This window comes from Citrobacter sp. Cpo074 (genome assembly GCF_030332745.1).
Lineage (GTDB): Bacteria > Pseudomonadota > Gammaproteobacteria > Enterobacterales > Enterobacteriaceae > Citrobacter > Citrobacter portucalensis.
The window spans coordinates 308903-323821 of sequence record NZ_JAOWHG010000033.1; the positions used below are offsets into that span (position 1 = coordinate 308903).

The 14919-nt window shown below is 52.3% G+C and carries 18 protein-coding genes; 10 read left to right on the forward strand and 8 right to left on the reverse strand.

Going from position 1 to position 14919, the window contains the following annotated elements; all coding sequences use genetic code 11:
- Positions 1-79 precede the first annotated feature (79 nt).
- The 4 genes from OGX83_RS15765 to cspE form a co-directional block, all read right to left on the reverse strand.
- Positions 80-910 (reverse strand): N-acetylmuramoyl-L-alanine amidase, encoded by an 831-nt coding sequence (locus OGX83_RS15765; protein WP_008785229.1) that lies wholly within the window; start codon positions 908-910, stop codon positions 80-82.
- On the reverse strand, positions 907-1230 hold the full coding sequence (locus OGX83_RS15770; RefSeq protein ID WP_001160725.1) for a heavy metal-binding domain-containing protein: 324 nt from the start codon (positions 1228-1230) through the stop codon (positions 907-909). Before OGX83_RS15770 ends, OGX83_RS15765 begins: the two co-directional genes overlap by 4 nt.
- 204 nt (positions 1231-1434) lie before the next feature.
- Positions 1435-1623 carry a cold shock small protein YmcF gene (gene ymcF, locus OGX83_RS15775; RefSeq protein ID WP_208744848.1) on the reverse strand — a complete coding sequence of 63 codons (189 nt, stop codon included), beginning with the start codon at positions 1621-1623 and terminating at the stop codon, positions 1435-1437.
- A gap of 10 nt (positions 1624-1633) precedes the next feature.
- Complete coding sequence (cspE, locus tag OGX83_RS15780; RefSeq protein WP_286588503.1) at positions 1634-1846, reverse strand: transcription antiterminator/RNA stability regulator CspE; 213 nt, start codon at positions 1844-1846, stop codon at positions 1634-1636.
- Between the two features lie 520 nt (positions 1847-2366).
- Between cspE and OGX83_RS15785 the strand changes: the two genes are divergently transcribed.
- From OGX83_RS15785 to yegS, 7 genes are all read left to right on the forward strand, one after another.
- Positions 2367-2882: a lipoprotein gene (locus OGX83_RS15785; protein WP_003834409.1), complete on the forward strand. Its 516-nt coding sequence runs from the start codon at positions 2367-2369 to the stop codon at positions 2880-2882.
- Between the two features lie 225 nt (positions 2883-3107).
- A complete protein-coding gene (artP, locus tag OGX83_RS15790; protein WP_003027295.1) occupies positions 3108-3836 on the forward strand; it encodes an arginine ABC transporter ATP-binding protein ArtP in 729 nt (242 codons plus the stop codon).
- Positions 3837-3852: 16 nt separating this feature from the next.
- A complete protein-coding gene (gene artI, locus OGX83_RS15795; protein WP_286588506.1) occupies positions 3853-4584 on the forward strand; it encodes an arginine ABC transporter substrate-binding protein ArtI in 732 nt (243 codons plus the stop codon).
- A 6-nt stretch (positions 4585-4590) separates the two neighbouring features.
- Positions 4591-5307 (forward strand): arginine ABC transporter permease ArtQ, encoded by a 717-nt coding sequence (artQ, locus tag OGX83_RS15800; protein ID WP_003027301.1) that lies wholly within the window; start codon positions 4591-4593, stop codon positions 5305-5307.
- The gene (gene artM, locus OGX83_RS15805; protein ID WP_003840185.1) at positions 5307-5975 is read left to right on the forward strand and encodes an arginine ABC transporter permease ArtM; all 669 of its coding nucleotides are present in this window, start codon (positions 5307-5309) and stop codon (positions 5973-5975) included. Before artQ ends, artM begins: the two co-directional genes overlap by 1 nt.
- Before the next feature lie 261 nt (positions 5976-6236).
- Positions 6237-6968 (forward strand): arginine ABC transporter substrate-binding protein ArtJ, encoded by a 732-nt coding sequence (gene artJ, locus OGX83_RS15810; protein WP_003027308.1) that lies wholly within the window; start codon positions 6237-6239, stop codon positions 6966-6968.
- Positions 6969-7099: 131 nt separating this feature from the next.
- Positions 7100-7999, forward strand: coding sequence for a lipid kinase YegS (yegS, locus tag OGX83_RS15815; protein ID WP_048215937.1), 900 nt, complete (start codon positions 7100-7102; stop codon positions 7997-7999).
- 20 nt (positions 8000-8019) lie between these two features.
- Here the strand turns inward: yegS and fbaB are convergent, their stop codons facing one another.
- Positions 8020-9072, reverse strand: coding sequence for a class I fructose-bisphosphate aldolase (gene fbaB, locus OGX83_RS15820; RefSeq protein WP_003834421.1), 1053 nt, complete (start codon positions 9070-9072; stop codon positions 8020-8022).
- Between the two features lie 252 nt (positions 9073-9324).
- On the opposite strand from fbaB, the gene OGX83_RS15825 reads away from it, so the two are divergent.
- From OGX83_RS15825 to OGX83_RS15835, 3 genes are read left to right on the forward strand one after another with little or no spacing between them, the layout of a single operon-like run.
- The gene (locus tag OGX83_RS15825) at positions 9325-10602 is read left to right on the forward strand and encodes a nucleoside permease (protein WP_071444791.1); all 1278 of its coding nucleotides are present in this window, start codon (positions 9325-9327) and stop codon (positions 10600-10602) included.
- Positions 10599-11603, forward strand: coding sequence for an ADP-ribosylglycohydrolase family protein (locus tag OGX83_RS15830; protein ID WP_137377500.1), 1005 nt, complete (start codon positions 10599-10601; stop codon positions 11601-11603). The genes OGX83_RS15825 and OGX83_RS15830 overlap by 4 nt, the downstream gene beginning before the upstream one ends.
- Positions 11600-12565, forward strand: a complete 966-nt coding sequence (locus OGX83_RS15835) for a PfkB family carbohydrate kinase (RefSeq protein ID WP_286588509.1) — start codon at positions 11600-11602, stop codon at positions 12563-12565. Before OGX83_RS15830 ends, OGX83_RS15835 begins: the two co-directional genes overlap by 4 nt.
- Here OGX83_RS15835 and OGX83_RS15840 read toward each other — a convergent pair.
- From OGX83_RS15840 to thiM, 3 genes are read right to left on the reverse strand one after another with little or no spacing between them, the layout of a single operon-like run.
- Positions 12539-13285, reverse strand: coding sequence for a GntR family transcriptional regulator (locus tag OGX83_RS15840; protein WP_008785236.1), 747 nt, complete (start codon positions 13283-13285; stop codon positions 12539-12541). The genes OGX83_RS15835 and OGX83_RS15840 overlap by 27 nt on opposite strands.
- A 42-nt stretch (positions 13286-13327) precedes the next feature.
- On the reverse strand, positions 13328-14128 hold the full coding sequence (gene thiD / locus OGX83_RS15845) for a bifunctional hydroxymethylpyrimidine kinase/phosphomethylpyrimidine kinase (RefSeq protein ID WP_048234945.1): 801 nt from the start codon (positions 14126-14128) through the stop codon (positions 13328-13330).
- A complete protein-coding gene (thiM, locus tag OGX83_RS15850; protein ID WP_286588512.1) occupies positions 14125-14913 on the reverse strand; it encodes a hydroxyethylthiazole kinase in 789 nt (262 codons plus the stop codon). The genes thiD and thiM overlap by 4 nt, the downstream gene beginning before the upstream one ends.
- Positions 14914-14919 lie beyond the last annotated feature (6 nt).

Here is a 14919-nt window from a genome sequence, read left to right on the forward strand (position 1 = left end):
GCGGCACAAGCGCCACAAAAACCTGCCAAATTAACCGTAGGCCTGATAAGCGAAGCGCCATCAGGCATTGGTGTCTGCGTTAACCCTGCCCGTATTTCTCCAGTAACGCTTCGGCAATCGCCTGCGTTTCCGCGTCCGCCACGCCATTCCACAACGTCGAGCGGAAGTGCATCTGGAACGCCATAATCACCCGCTGCTGTTCACGCGGCGTCATCTCGGGTTTTACCTCATAGCCATAGCGTGACAGCAGATCGAGCAATGACGCGGTTTCTACCGGCGTATGGGGCGCTCGTCCGGCGAGATAAAATGCCACACGCTGAGCATCCGGCCATGCGCCAATACCCTGAGCGGCCAGTGCTTGCCACGGAAACAGCGGACCGGGATCGTCCTTACGCTGCGGCGCAATGTCTGCATGAGCCACCACGTTTTGCGGTTTTATGTCGTAGCGGGCGATGATATCTTTCGCCAATGGGATTAACGCCTGAATCTGCGCGGGCTCAAACGGCGCAAAATACTTGCTGCCCGCTGATTTTTGCCAGCCGCGGTTTTCCAGCTCAATACCAATTGAGGTATCGTTAATACGCGTAGCGCCGCGCCAGAAGCTAATCCCCGCATGCCAGGCCAGATCTTTTTCCGGCACCAGTTGCCAGATACGCGGTTTACCATGGTAAAGCGGCGGCACTGCGGGGATCAAATAGTGTGAACTGACGTTTTTATCGGTCAGCGTAGCCAGGGAAGAGTCAAAATCATCGGCCGTGTAATGGATAACCAGTACTTTAATGCGTGGATAAGCAGCCTGGGCCTGACGGCGGGTATCTAACTGATACCCGTCTTTGTCGACAATCCCTTTTTCGCCAGCACATCCCACCAGCAACAGCGTAAATGCCAGCAGACACAACAGACGTTTCATCGGCGAGTTTTCACCGCGGTACCGCTAACGCTCACCATCAGCATGCTACCGTCTTTGCCTACGGTTTCGTAATCGATATCGATACCGACCACCGCATCAGCACCCAGCGCTTTCGCCTGTTCGCCCAGCTCCTGAAAAGCAATTTCACGCGCTTTACGCAGCTCTTTTTCATACGCGCCGGAGCGACCGCCGACAATATCGCGAATACCGGCAAAAAAATCGCGGAAGATATTCGCGCCTAAAATGGCTTCACCGGTAACAACACCGCAGTACTCCACGATGCTCTGTCCTTCCAGCGTAGGGGTTGTCGAAAACTGCATGGTTAATCTCCTTTTTGCGCTAAGAGTACGACCTCAAAAGCATTATCAAACCAATACACTATGACACTCAAAGGAAAGCCCGCCAAATAAAACTGCTATCCTTGTTGATGTGTAGCGGTTTCAGGTGGTGCGTTTTTTATTTTTATTTGACTGGCATGCCGCCAAAAATAAAAAAGCCCCCAGATGCTTGGGGGCCTGAAGTTATTATTTTCTGAAATCTAATGGCGCCTGGCCGGACTGAATGTACATTGCTACGTTATCAAATGTAATCATTTTTGATTTACAAAAAATACATTTTGCCCCGAACGGATTTCCCTCAGTAACATCAAAGGTTGATGTTCTGTATTGGGAACTATGGCAACATGGACAGCGAAAGTGAATATGATTAGTAATAATAGTTACCTCAAAGCGCCACAACATTAATTGCGGATGGACCTTTAGGTCCCTGCTCCACACCGAATTCGACTTTCTGGTTTTGATTCAGCGTCTTAAACTCATTACTTTGAATCGCTGAGAAATGGACAAAGACATCTTTGCTGCCATCTGCCGGCGTAATGAAGCCAAAACCTTTTTCAGGATTGAACCATTTAACTAAACCAGTCATTTTAGTAGACATATATTTATTCCTTAATTTGAGCCTTTCGGCAAGCTTGGTTTTTATGACAGAAACTTCGTAGTGCTTAATGAAGAGACTCAAAGAGGGGATAAACGGATTACACCTGAAAATGAGAACTGCTTGAGTAAACTACTTTGTATATCGTCTGTTATTCAAACCGACCGGATCATTAACGCACGGGCACCGAGATTAAGCAACTCTTATTTTAGCCATCCGGAGTCCCTTATAGCCAACAGCACGGCATGAATTTTGTTTAGCCAGGCGTAAAGCGCGGCAAATGGAACATGCAAATGCTCAGATGGTCTATACAGTATAAGAAGCATGAATGGCCGCCAACGCCCCGTTGCAGGTTGATATACTAAAGCTGAAGCTGGCAACGAGCGCCACCAACATACTTCAGGTGGGGTGTCCGCGAATTTGCTTTAGCAAAAACAATGTGTTAATCGATCATACAATCTTTAGTGAGACCGAATTGTTCATCGTAGAACACAATTAGTAGGAAGCTTATAAGGAAATCATTATGCGCTATTCGAAACTCTCTCTGCTGGTTCCATGTGCACTACTTCTCAGCGCCTGTACGACCGTGACGCCGGTCTATAAAGATAACGGCACGCGTAGTGGTTCATGCATAGAAGGTGGGCCAGACAGCGTGGCTCAACAATTCTATGATTACCGTATTCAGCATCGAAACAATGATATTACCGCCCTTCGTCCGTACCTGAGCGACAATCTGGCTAAACTGCTGACCGATGCCAGCCGTGATAATGCACACCGCGATCTGTTTAACAGCGATCCGTTCTCCAGTCGTGCTACGTTACCAGACAGCGCCAGTGTCGCCAGCGCATCGACTATTCCGAATAGTGATGCACGCAACATTCCACTGCGCGTAGAGCTGAAACAGGGTGACCAAAGCTGGCGTGATGAAGTGCTGATGATCCGTGAAGGTCAGTGCTGGGTCGTTGATGATGTACGCTATCTGGGCGGCAGCGTACACGCGCCAGCCGGGACGCTGCGCCAGTCTGTCGAAAACCGCTAACCGCCCCATTCACCCGCTTAAATCATAACCCCCATAAATTGTCTGGCATTCTGCATAGAATGCCGACATTTATTCTTGCCCACTGGTGGCCCCGCTATTTTGTGCTATGTTTAGAGAAGAATGCGGTTTGCATTTAACTTTTAACGCATAAATATTGCATAACTATTCTGTCAAAGGTAGTATCTGCGGCTTCAATAGCTATCAGACTGCCAGTATCGAGTGTCAATGAGTATTCAATTAAACGGCATTAACTGCTTCTACGGCGCACATCAGGCGCTGTTCGATATCACGCTGGATTGCCCTCAGGGTGAAACACTGGTGTTACTTGGCCCAAGTGGAGCCGGGAAAAGCTCGCTGCTGCGCGTACTCAACCTGCTTGAGATGCCGCGCTCGGGCACGCTCTCTATTGCAGGCAACCGTTTCGACTTCACGAAGACCCCGTCAGATAAAGCCATTCGGGATCTGCGTCAGAACGTAGGCATGGTCTTTCAACAATATAATCTCTGGCCGCATCTCACGGTTGTGCAGAACCTGATTGAAGCACCCTGCCGCGTACTGGGTCTGACAAAAGAGCAAGCGATGGCGCGCGCCGAGAAACTGCTGGAACGTCTGCGCCTCAAGCCTTACAGCGATCGTTACCCATTACATCTTTCCGGTGGCCAGCAACAGCGTGTAGCCATTGCCCGCGCGTTGATGATGGAGCCGCAGGTGCTGCTGTTTGATGAACCGACCGCCGCGCTTGACCCGGAAATTACCGCCCAAATCGTCAGTATCATTCGCGAACTGGCGGAAACCAACATTACTCAGGTGATCGTCACCCACGAAGTGGAAGTTGCACGTAAAACGGCCAGTCGTGTGGTGTATATGGAAAACGGTCATATCGTCGAGTTTGGGGATGCGAGCTGCTTTGCCAACCCGCAAACCGAAGCGTTTAAAAACTATCTTTCTCACTAAGATTCGGGACAATACAATGAAAAAAGTTCTGATTGCCGCGCTAATCGCAGGTTTTAGTCTTTCCGCTACCGCAGCCCAAACCATTCGTTTCGCCACCGAAGCGTCTTATCCTCCGTTTGAATCTATCGATGCGAATAACAAGATCGTAGGTTTTGACGTTGATCTGGCAAACGCGCTGTGTAAAGAGATTGACGCTACTTGTACCTTCACCAATCAGGCTTTCGACAGCCTGATTCCGAGCCTAAAGTTCCGTCGTTTTGACGCGGTAATGGCCGGTATGGACATCACATCTGAGCGTGAAAAACAGGTGCTGTTCACCACCCCTTACTACGACAACTCTGCGCTGTTTGTGGGCCAGCAGGGTAAATACACCAGCATCGACCAGCTGAAAGGTAAAAAAGTCGGTGTTCAAAACGGTACAACGCACCAGAAATTCATCATGGATAAACATCCGGAAGTGACGACTGTGCCGTATGACAGCTACCAGAATGCCAAACTCGATCTGCAAAACGGTCGTATTGACGGCGTCTTTGGTGATACCGCCGTGGTGACCGAGTGGCTGAAAGACAATCCTAAGCTTGCCGCGGTTGGTGACAAAGTGACGGATAAAGATTACTTCGGTACAGGTCTGGGCATCGCGGTACGCCAGGGCAATACCGAACTGCAGCAGAAATTTAACGCTGCGCTGGAAAAAGTGAAGAAAGATGGGACTTACGAGACCATCTACAACAAATGGTTCCAGAAGTAATATTTGATGAATGAATTTTTTCCTTTAGCAAGCGCCGCCGGGATGACCGTCGGCCTTGCCGTTTGTGCGCTGATCATTGGCCTTGCGCTCGCCATGTTTTTTGCCGTCTGGGAGTCAGTAAAATGGCGCCCGGTGGCATGGGCGGGCTCGGCCCTGGTCACCATCCTGCGCGGTCTGCCAGAAATTCTGGTGGTTCTGTTTATCTATTTCGGCTCCTCACAACTGCTGCTGACGCTGGCCGATGGCTTTACGATCAATCTCGGGTTTGTACAAATCCCGGTTCAGATGCAGATCGAAAACTTCGACGTCAGCCCGTTCCTGTGCGGTGTCATTGCACTGTCATTACTGTACGCCGCTTACGCGTCGCAAACGCTGCGTGGCGCGCTGAAGGCCGTGCCACTCGGACAATGGGAATCAGGTCAGGCGTTGGGTTTGTCTAAAGCTGCGATCTTCTTTCGTCTGGTGATGCCGCAGATGTGGCGTCATGCCTTACCGGGACTGGGTAACCAGTGGCTGGTATTGCTGAAAGATACCGCGCTGGTCAGCCTTATCAGCGTGAACGATCTGATGCTGCAAACGAAGAGTATTGCCACCCGCACCCAGGAGCCGTTTACCTGGTACATTGTGGCGGCCGCTATTTACCTGGTGATTACGCTGGTGAGTCAGTACATTCTCAAACGCATTGACCTGCGCGCGACACGTTTTGAGCGGAGACCAGGCTGATGCTTGAGTATTTACCTGAATTGTTGAAAGGGCTGCATACCAGCCTGACGCTGACGGTCGCCTCCATCGTGGTTGCTCTGGTGCTGGCGCTGATCTTCACCGTCATCCTGACGCTGAAAACGCCGGTGCTGGTGTGGCTGGTTCGCGCTTATATCACGCTGTTTACCGGTACACCGCTGCTGGTGCAAATCTTCCTGATCTACTACGGACCAGGACAGTTTCCGGCATTGCAAGAATATCCGGTATTGTGGCATCTGCTCTCTGAACCCTGGTTATGCGCCTTAATTGCGCTGTCGTTAAACAGTGCGGCCTACACTACGCAACTGTTTTACGGCGCTATCCGTGCAATCCCGGAAGGCCAGTGGCAGTCCTGCGGAGCGTTAGGGATGAGCAAAAAGGATACGCTGGCGATTCTGTTGCCGTACGCCTTTAAACGCGCCCTCTCCTCGTATTCCAACGAAGTGGTGCTGGTATTTAAAAGTACCTCACTGGCTTACACTATCACGCTGATGGAAGTCATGGGTTATAGCCAGCTGCTGTACGGCCGCACGTACGACGTTATGGTCTTCGGTGCCGCGGGTGTGATTTATCTGATCGTCAACGGTTTGCTGACGCTGATGATGCGCTTAATCGAACGTAAAGCGCTGGCGTTTGAACACCGGAATTAAGCATATGCCTGATGGCGCTACGCTTATCAGGCCTACGGTTCATGCACCTTTTGTAGGCCGGATAAGGTGCCAGCACCGCCATCCGGAAAATATGCATAAAGCAAAAAAATTAAGACGGACAAGAACATAAATTGTCCGTCTTTTTTTATACTGTAAAAAATACTTAATCATTTTCATTGCATATAAATTCATTAAATGGCATTGTTACTCCACGCCGCAGACACGGTAATAATCATAAGATTGACAGACGGGAGTTCCACCATGAAAAAGTTAGTACTGGCCGCATTACTGGCTACTTTCGCCGCTGGCGCCTCAGCCGCTGATAAAATTAGCTTTGGTGTATCAGCGACTTATCCGCCATTTGAATCGCTTGACGCGAGCAACAAAATTGTCGGTTTTGACATCGACCTGGCAACGGCGCTGTGCAAACAAATGCAGGCGGAATGTACTTTTACCAATCATGCTTTCGACAGCCTGATCCCCGCGCTGAAATTCAAAAAATATGATGCAGTGATTTCCGGAATGGATATCACGCCCGAGCGTAGCAAACAGGTTGCGTTCACTCAGCCTTACTATGCTAACTCCGCGCTGGTTATTGCCAAAAAAGATACCTATAAAACCTTTGCCGATCTGAAAGGTAAGCGCATCGGTATGGAAAACGGCACCACCCATCAGAAATACCTGCAGGACAAACATCCTGAGGTGAAAACCGTGGCCTACGATAGCTATCAGAATGCGATTATCGACCTGAAAAATGGCCGTATTGATGGCGTATTTGGCGATACCGCTGTGGTTAACGAATGGCTGAAAACCAACCCGCAGTTAGGCGTAGCCACTGACAAAGTAACCGATCCGCAATACTTCGGTACTGGCCTTGGCATCGCGGTTCGCCCGGATAACAAAGCCCTGCTGGAAAAACTGAACAGCGCGTTGGCGGCAATCAAAGCTGACGGCACGTACCAGAAAATCAGCGATCAATGGTTCCCGCAGTAACGTCTGCCCAATCTGAAAAGCCGCGCTCTGCGGCTTTTTTTATCTCTTCGCCTGCGCTTTCAGTCAGTTCTTACGCCATTAACGCTTTCCTGGCATACACTTGTTAAAACGAAAAAAAGTGAGGCAAACGGATGATAGCGTTCCCTGCCAGTTTACTGATCCTCAATGGAAAAAGTGCTGATAATCTCCCCCTGCGTGATGCCATTGCGAAGCTTCGCGATGAAGGCGTGGAAATCCATGTTCGCGTGACCTGGGAAAAAGGCGATGCCCAACGCTACGTTGATGAAGCTCGTCAGCTAGGCGTTGCTACGGTGATAGCCGGCGGCGGTGACGGCACCATCAACGAAGTTTCGACAGCGCTGATTCAGTCGCAGGGTGGCAATATTCCAGCGCTGGGTATTTTACCGTTGGGAACGGCGAATGACTTTGCCACCAGCGTTGGTATACCCGATGACCTTGATAAGGCGTTAAAGCTGGCTATCGCTGCAAATGCGACTGCGATTGATATGGTGCAGGTCAACGATAAAACCTGTTTTATCAACATGGCGACCGGGGGATTTGGCACTCGCATCACCACCGAAACGCCGGAAAAACTCAAGGCCGCACTGGGCGGTGTATCGTATTTTATTCACGGATTAATGCGCATGGATACGCTCAAGCCCGACATCTGTGACATTCGTGGGGAGGATTTTCACTGGCAGGGTAAGGCGCTGGTGATTGGTATCGGTAACGGTCGCCAGGCCGGTGGTGGGCAACAGCTTTGCCCGACGGCGCTGATCAACGACGGCCTGCTGCAACTGCGCATTTTTACCGGCGAGGAACTACTGCCAGGACTGCTTTCGGCGTTAACGCAATCCGAAGACAACCCTAACATTATTGACGGCGCATCGTCGTGGTTTGATATCCGCGCCCCACACGAAATTACCTTTAATCTCGATGGTGAACCGCTCAGCGGACAAGAGTTTCATATTGAAATCCTGCCCGCTGCGCTACGTTGCAGACTGCCGCCGGGTTGTCCGCTGTTGCGCTAACCCAACGACAATCCGAGGGATCAGGCAATAGTGACTTTGCTGTCCAGATAAACGTCCTGTACGGCGTTAATCAACTTAACGCCGTCGGCCATGGTTTTCTTGAACGCTTTACGCCCCAGAATCAGCCCCATACCACCCGCACGTTTGTTAATAACCGCCGTACGCACTGCATCGCTCAGGTCGGTATCGCCGCCGGCCGCCCCGCCAGAGTTAATTAACCCGGCACGTCCCATATAACAGTTCGCCAGTTGGTAACGCACCAGGTCAATTGGATTCTCGCTGGTCAACTTGGTATAGACGCGATCGTCGGTGTAGCCAAAATTAACAGCTTTATACCCGCCGTTATTTTCCGCCATTTTCTGCTTAACGATATCCGCTCCGATAGTGGCAGCCAGATGGTTAGCCTGCCCGGTAAGATCGGCGGAAACATGGTAATCCACGCCATCTTTTTTAAACGCGGAGTTACGCAGATACGCCCACAGCACGGTAACCATACCCAACTCATGGGCGCGCTCAAACGCTGCTGAAATCTCTTCAATCTGGCGGCGAGATTCCTCAGAACCGAAATAGATGGTTGCCCCTACCGCAACCGCACCCATATTGAACGCCTGCTCTACGCTGGCATACAGCGTCTGGTCAAAGGTATTCGGATAGCTGAGCGTTTCGTTGTGGTTAATTTTAACGAGGAACGGGATACGGTGCGCGTAGCGGCGGGAGACAGAAGCCAGCACACCGTAAGTCGATGCCACGCAGTTGCACCCTGCTTCGATAGCCAACTCCACAATATTCTTCGGATCAAAGTACAGCGGGTTAGCTGCAAACGAAGCCCCAGCAGAATGCTCTACCCCCTGATCCACCGGTAGGATCGACAGATACCCTGTCCCGGCAAGTCGCCCCGTGTTATACAGCGTCTGCATATTACGCAGCACGGCAGGCGGACGATTGTTATCCACCATTACGCGATCGACGTAATCATGTCCAGGCAGGTAAAGTTGGTCAGAAGGAATGGTCATACAACGATGCTGTAAAAGGCTGTCGGCATCTTTGCCAAGCAACTGCGCAATATCAGTCATAGCTATGCTCCCGTAAGTTCCGGTTTAAAACCGGAATATGGATTGTCCTGACCCGCCTTTTTGCGGGCAGCATTAAGCCTGGTACCGACTGCGCTTTTTTTCCATCTTTAGCGCACTTTTCAGCAACTTCTGCTGGCTCGATTCAGGAAAAAATAATGTTAAGACGGTCAAAGTTTAACCTCAAAGGTATTTTAAAGGTATTATTGAATGGTACTATCAGCGCGTACCTTACCTGTCATGAAGGATTTAAAGATGAAAACTACAGTTAAGCTGTCGTTCATGATGTTTGTAGAGTGGTTTATCTGGGGCGCCTGGTTTGTACCGCTGTGGCTTTGGCTGAGTAAAAGTGGCTTTAGTGCCGGAGAGATCGGCTGGTCCTACGCCTGCACCGCCATTGCGGCGATCCTGTCGCCCATTCTGGTCGGTTCAATCACTGACCGCTTTTTCTCCGCGCAAAAAGTGCTGGCGGTGTTGATGTTCGTCGGCGCTATTCTGATGTACTTCGCCGCCCAGCAAACCACCTTTAGCGGATTCTTCCCTCTGTTACTGGCCTATTCGTTGACCTATATGCCGACGATTGCGCTGACCAACAGTATTGCTTTTGCCAACGTACCGGATGTTGAACGTGATTTCCCGCGCATCCGCGTGATGGGCACCATTGGCTGGATTGCCTCCGGTTTGGCCTGCGGTTTCTTACCGCAAATGCTTGGCTATAACGACATCTCACCGACCAATATTCCCCTGCTTATCACTGCCGGAAGCTCCGCATTGTTAGGCGTTTTTGCCTTCTTTTTACCGGATACGCCGCCAAAAAGTACCGGCAAAATGGATTTCAAAGTTATGCTGGGTCTGGATGCGCTGATCCTGCTCCGCGATAAGAACTTCCTCGTCTTCTTCTTTTGCTCTTTCCTGTTTGCGATGCCACTGGCGTTCTATTACATCTTTGCCAACGGTTACCTGACAGAAGTCGGTATGAAAAACGCCACCGGCTGGATGACACTGGGCCAATTCTCTGAAATCTTCTTCATGCTGGCGCTACCGTTTTTCACCAAACGCTTTGGCATTAAAAAGGTATTGTTGCTTGGTCTTATTACTGCGGCGATCCGCTACGGATTTTTCGTTTACGGCGGTGCGGAAGAATATTTCACTTACGCCCTGCTGTTTCTCGGCATTCTGCTGCACGGCGTCAGTTACGACTTCTATTACGTCACGGCTTACATCTATGTCGATAAAAAAGCGCCGGTCCACATGCGCACCGCAGCTCAAGGGCTTATCACCCTCTGCTGTCAGGGGTTCGGCAGCCTGCTCGGTTACCGTCTGGGCGGCGTAATGATGGAAAAAATGTTTGCTTATCAGGAACCGGTTAATGGTCTCACCTTTAACTGGGCTGGCATGTGGGGATTTGGCGCGGTCATGATTGCCGTCATTGCCGTGATGTTTATGGTTTTCTTTCGCGAATCAGACAAAGAAATCACCGCCATTAAGGTGGACGATCGCGATGTAGCGTTGAAACAAGGGGAAGTAAAATGAAAGCAGAACGTATTCTCGGTGCTCTTTATGGGCAGGCGTTAGGGGATGCGATGGGCATGCCGTCGGAACTGTGGCCAAGAACCCGGGTAAAAGCACACTTCGGTTGGATCGACCGTTTTTTGCCCGGCCCTGCGGAAAATAATGCCGCCTGCTATTTTAACCAGGCGGAGTTCACTGATGACACGTCCATGGCACTATGTCTGGCAGATGCCCTGCTTGAGTGCGACGGCGAAATTGTGCCAGACGTTATTGGTCGCAATATTCTGGCCTGGGCCGAGCAGTTTGATGCCTTTAATAAAAACGTGCTCGGCCCGACCTCGAAAATTGCGTTGAAAGCTATTCGTGACGGTAAACCGGTCGCCGAACTTGAAAACAACGGCGTGACCAATGGCGCGGCAATGCGCGTTTCCCCGCTGGGATGCCTGCTGCCCGCCCGCGATCTTGATGCCTTTATCGATGATGTGGCACTGGCCTCCAGCCCAACGCATAAATCGGATCTGGCTATCGCGGGAGCCGTTGTCGTCGCGTGGGCGGTATCGCGCGCCATCGACGGAGGAAAATGGTCAGAGATTGTCGACGCGCTACCTGCCATTGCCCTGCATGCGCAGCAAAAACGAATCACCACCTTTAGCGCATCGCTTTGTGCACGCCTTGAACTGGCGCTGAAAATCGTCCGTAACGCCGATGGCATCGAGTCCGCCAGCGAGCAGTTGTATCAGGTTGTGGGGGCAGGAACCAGCACCATTGAGTCCGTTCCTTGCGCTATCGCTATGGTTGAGCTGGCACAGACCGATCCTAACCGCTGCGCCATTTTGTGCGCTAACCTCGGCGGCGATACCGACACCATCGGGGCGATGGCAACCGCCATTTGTGGTGCATTACACGGCGTGAGCGCGATCAACCCAGCATTGAAGCAGGAGTTGGACGCGGTGAATCAGCTGGACTTTACCCACTACGCCAACGGGTTAATGCGACTGCGCGAGCAGCGGGAGGCGCTATGAGCAACACGCATCTGCAACAACTTCTCTCGCAATTACGTACACAGCGGCCAGTAACGGTGGTGGGTGCGGCGGTGATTGATGTCATTGCCGATGCGTATGCCCTCCCCTGGCGCGGCTGTGACATCGAGCTCAAGCAGCAAGGTGTTAACGTTGGCGGCTGCGCACTCAATATCGCCGTCACGCTTAAGCGTTTAGGTATCGATGCCTGCAATGCTCTACCACTGGGTCAGGGAGTGTGGGCCGACATTATCCGCAACCGGATGACAAAAGAGGGACTGCATAGCCTGATCGACAATGCCGAAGGCGATAACGGTTGGTGTCTGGCGCTGGTGGAGCCGGATGGCGAGCGTACCTTTATGTCTTTTAGCGGCGTTGAGAATCAGTGGAATGCCGCCTGGCTGGCACAGCTGGATATCCCACGTCATACCTTGGTGTATTTTTCGGGTTATCAGCTAGCGTCCCCGTGCGGTGAGTTGCTGGTGCAGTGGCTGGAAGGTCTGGAAGAGGTGACACCATTTATCGATTTTGGCCCGCGCATCGGCGACATTCCCGAGCCCTTACTGGCAAGAATTATGGCCTGTCGTCCGCTGGTTTCCCTCAATCGCCAGGAGGCGGAAATTGCTGCCGAGCGGTTTGCATTAAGTCAGGATGTGGAAGGTTTTGGCGCAGAATGGGTGCAGCGTTTCACCGCACCGGTGGTCGTGCGGCACGATAAAGACGGCGCATGGTATTTCACCGCACAGACATCCGGCTGCGTACCGGCATTTGCAACGGCGGTCGTTGATACTATCGGCGCAGGTGACAGCCACGCTGGCGGCATGCTGGCTGGGCTGGCGTCTGGCTGGACGCTGGCCGACTCAGTGCTGTTAGGTAACGCGGTGGCGTCCTGGGTAGTTGGGCATCGCGGCGGCGATTGCGCCCCGTCACGCGAGGAGCTACTCCTCGCACACAAAAACGTATAGATCACTACGACAGTAACTGATGCTGTATTCAATAGGCCGTTGCTGCTGGTCAAGCGCTACCTGCTTGATCACCAGTACCGGCACTTTGCTATCCATTTGAATGTGCGCCTGGAACTCTGCGTCAGGCATTCTGGCGCTAACACGTGAGCGCGTACGCTGCGGGAAAATATGCTGGCTACGAAAATAGTCATACAGCGAAACACCGATGGCATCCACGTCATGAATTAGATGTGCGGGTACCCAGGACTCTTCAATAGAGACTGCGTCTTCGTCAACGTAACGAATGCGTTTGAGCAGGAAGACATCACTCCCTGCGACAACAGCCAACTGCTGTGCCACCTCTTCCGGGCAAGGCACAATTCTTTTGTTAACCCACAACGTATCCGGTTTTTTACCGCGCAACACCACCTGCTGAGAAAAACCGCGCGCTTCTTTAAGCGAATACTCGAAGATATTGTTAATTTGCGTTCCGTAACCGCGGGCACGTGTTACTACACCTTCTTCTTCCAGGGCCTGCATCGCCTTACGTACCGTAATCCGAGAAACGCCGGTCAACTGGCTGAGGTCGCGCTCGCCGGGCAGGATATTGCCGTGCTCCAGGATCCCACTGCGCACAGCATTCTTCACCGTCTGCGCAAATTTCATATACAGCGGCGTGTTATCCGCCGCTGAAATACGTTCATTCAGTTGTGCGATAAGCTGGGTATGCGCTTGTTCCATTTATCTTTTTCCTGGCCGCCGTTTCTGCAGCCAGTATACCCATTACCACCACGCGTGGAAATGATGCACCGGACCGATTCCTTCGCCAACTTCCAGCGTGTCGGCCTGTGCCAACGCCGCTGAAAGCCACAGTTTGGCTTCCTGTACGGTATCGGCCCAGTTGTTATGGCGCGGACGCAGGGCTGCCAACGCCGCCGATAGCGTACAACCGGTGCCATGGGTATTTTTGGTCATCACCCTTGGTGCGGTAAAACGCTGCTCACCATCGCGCGTAAAGAGCCAGTCGGGGCTTTGTGCATCATCCAGATGACCGCCCTTCATCAACACTGCCTCGCAGCCCAGCGCCCGTAGCGCCCTTCCCTGCTCTAACATCTCCTGCTCAGTCTGCGCATGCGATGCCCCGAGCAGTGCAGCAGCTTCGGGTAAATTAGGGGTGATAATCGAAACCTGCGGCAGCAAACGGGTACGCAACGTTTCTACCGCCGAGGGCGACAGCAACGGATCGCCGCTTTTCGCCAACATCACCGTGTCCAGCACCACATTTTGTACCCGATGGCGACGTAAACGTTCGGCGACAGCTTCGACAATGTCCGTCTCCGCCAACATACCGATTTTAGTCGTATCAATACGCACATCATTGAACACAGAGTCCAACTGCGCGGCGACAAAATCAGGTTCAATGCGATACACCGACTGCACCCCACGCGTATTTTGCGCCACCAACGCCGTGATAACGGAACAGCCGTAAGCGCCCAGCGCCGAGAAGGTTTTTAAATCAGCCTGAATACCCGCGCCACCGCTTGGATCGGTTCCGGCGATCGTTAATGCGTTAATCCGTTTCATGCTTGCTCCTGGGCGTTCAGGTTATAGAGGGCGTCGAGAAATGCCGGGACAAAGCTGCCCGGTCCGTTTGATTGTTGTGTGGCTATTTGCCCGGCCTGTTTCATCCAGCTACAGGCGGAGGCGACGTTATCAAGTCGGTCACCACGTAAAGCGCAACTGGCCGCAACAACCGCTGATAGCGCGCATCCGGTGCCCACCACGCGAGTCATCAACGGGTCACCACCGTCCACGCAAACGGTACGCTGACCATCGGTGACGTAATCCACTTCGCCGGTAACCACGACAATGGTCCCAATCTGACGAGCCAGCGCCTGCGCTGCCGGAAGCGCAGCGACAGCCGTATCGGTTGTATCCACGCCGCGGCCCCCGCTGTTCATACCCGCCAGAGCAAGTATTTCCGAGGCGTTACCGCGAATAGCGGCAGGCTGTAGCGCCAGTAAATCCAGGCAGAAGCGACGGCGAAACGCTAGCGCGCCCACGGCAACGGGATCGAGCGTCCACGGGGTTTTAGCATTCTGAGCCTGCTCAACTGCGGCACGCATCGCCGCGGCCCGTTCCCGAGTTAAGGTGCCGACATTCACCAGCAACGCACTGGCGATAGCCGCAAACTGACTGGCTTCCTCAGGCTCGATTACCATCGCAGGCGATGCGCCCAGCGCCAATAGCGTATTGGCCGTAAAGCTTTGCACGACCTCGTTGGTCATGCAGTGTGTGAGTGGAGAAAGCGTTCTAAATTGGTGCAAGATGTGAGCCGCGAGTGCGCGGCTGTGCAGGTCAGGCTGCATGGTTCA

Bases quoted from the DNA above. Each gene is read 5' to 3' on its own strand.
- thiM (WP_286588512.1), bottom strand. From the start codon at position 14,913: ATGCAGCCTGACCTGCACAGCCGCGCACTCGCGGCTCACATCTTGCAC.
- OGX83_RS15770 (WP_001160725.1), bottom strand. From the start codon at position 1,230: ATGCAGTTTTCGACAACCCCTACGCTGGAAGGACAGAGCATCGTGGAG.
- artI (WP_286588506.1), top strand. From the start codon at position 3,853: ATGAAAAAAGTTCTGATTGCCGCGCTAATCGCAGGTTTTAGTCTTTCC.
- artJ (WP_003027308.1), top strand. From the start codon at position 6,237: ATGAAAAAGTTAGTACTGGCCGCATTACTGGCTACTTTCGCCGCTGGC.
- OGX83_RS15785 (WP_003834409.1), top strand. From the start codon at position 2,367: ATGCGCTATTCGAAACTCTCTCTGCTGGTTCCATGTGCACTACTTCTC.
- OGX83_RS15840 (WP_008785236.1), bottom strand. From the start codon at position 13,285: ATGGAACAAGCGCATACCCAGCTTATCGCACAACTGAATGAACGTATT.
- thiD (WP_048234945.1), bottom strand. From the start codon at position 14,128: ATGAAACGGATTAACGCATTAACGATCGCCGGAACCGATCCAAGCGGT.
- OGX83_RS15765 (WP_008785229.1), bottom strand. From the start codon at position 910: ATGAAACGTCTGTTGTGTCTGCTGGCATTTACGCTGTTGCTGGTGGGA.
- OGX83_RS15825 (WP_071444791.1), top strand. From the start codon at position 9,325: ATGAAAACTACAGTTAAGCTGTCGTTCATGATGTTTGTAGAGTGGTTT.
- artP (WP_003027295.1), top strand. From the start codon at position 3,108: ATGAGTATTCAATTAAACGGCATTAACTGCTTCTACGGCGCACATCAG.
- OGX83_RS15835 (WP_286588509.1), top strand. From the start codon at position 11,600: ATGAGCAACACGCATCTGCAACAACTTCTCTCGCAATTACGTACACAG.
- yegS (WP_048215937.1), top strand. From the start codon at position 7,100: ATGATAGCGTTCCCTGCCAGTTTACTGATCCTCAATGGAAAAAGTGCT.
- cspE (WP_286588503.1), bottom strand. From the start codon at position 1,846: ATGTCTACTAAAATGACTGGTTTAGTTAAATGGTTCAATCCTGAAAAA.
- artM (WP_003840185.1), top strand. From the start codon at position 5,307: ATGCTTGAGTATTTACCTGAATTGTTGAAAGGGCTGCATACCAGCCTG.
- fbaB (WP_003834421.1), bottom strand. From the start codon at position 9,072: ATGACTGATATTGCGCAGTTGCTTGGCAAAGATGCCGACAGCCTTTTA.
- OGX83_RS15830 (WP_137377500.1), top strand. From the start codon at position 10,599: ATGAAAGCAGAACGTATTCTCGGTGCTCTTTATGGGCAGGCGTTAGGG.
- artQ (WP_003027301.1), top strand. From the start codon at position 4,591: ATGAATGAATTTTTTCCTTTAGCAAGCGCCGCCGGGATGACCGTCGGC.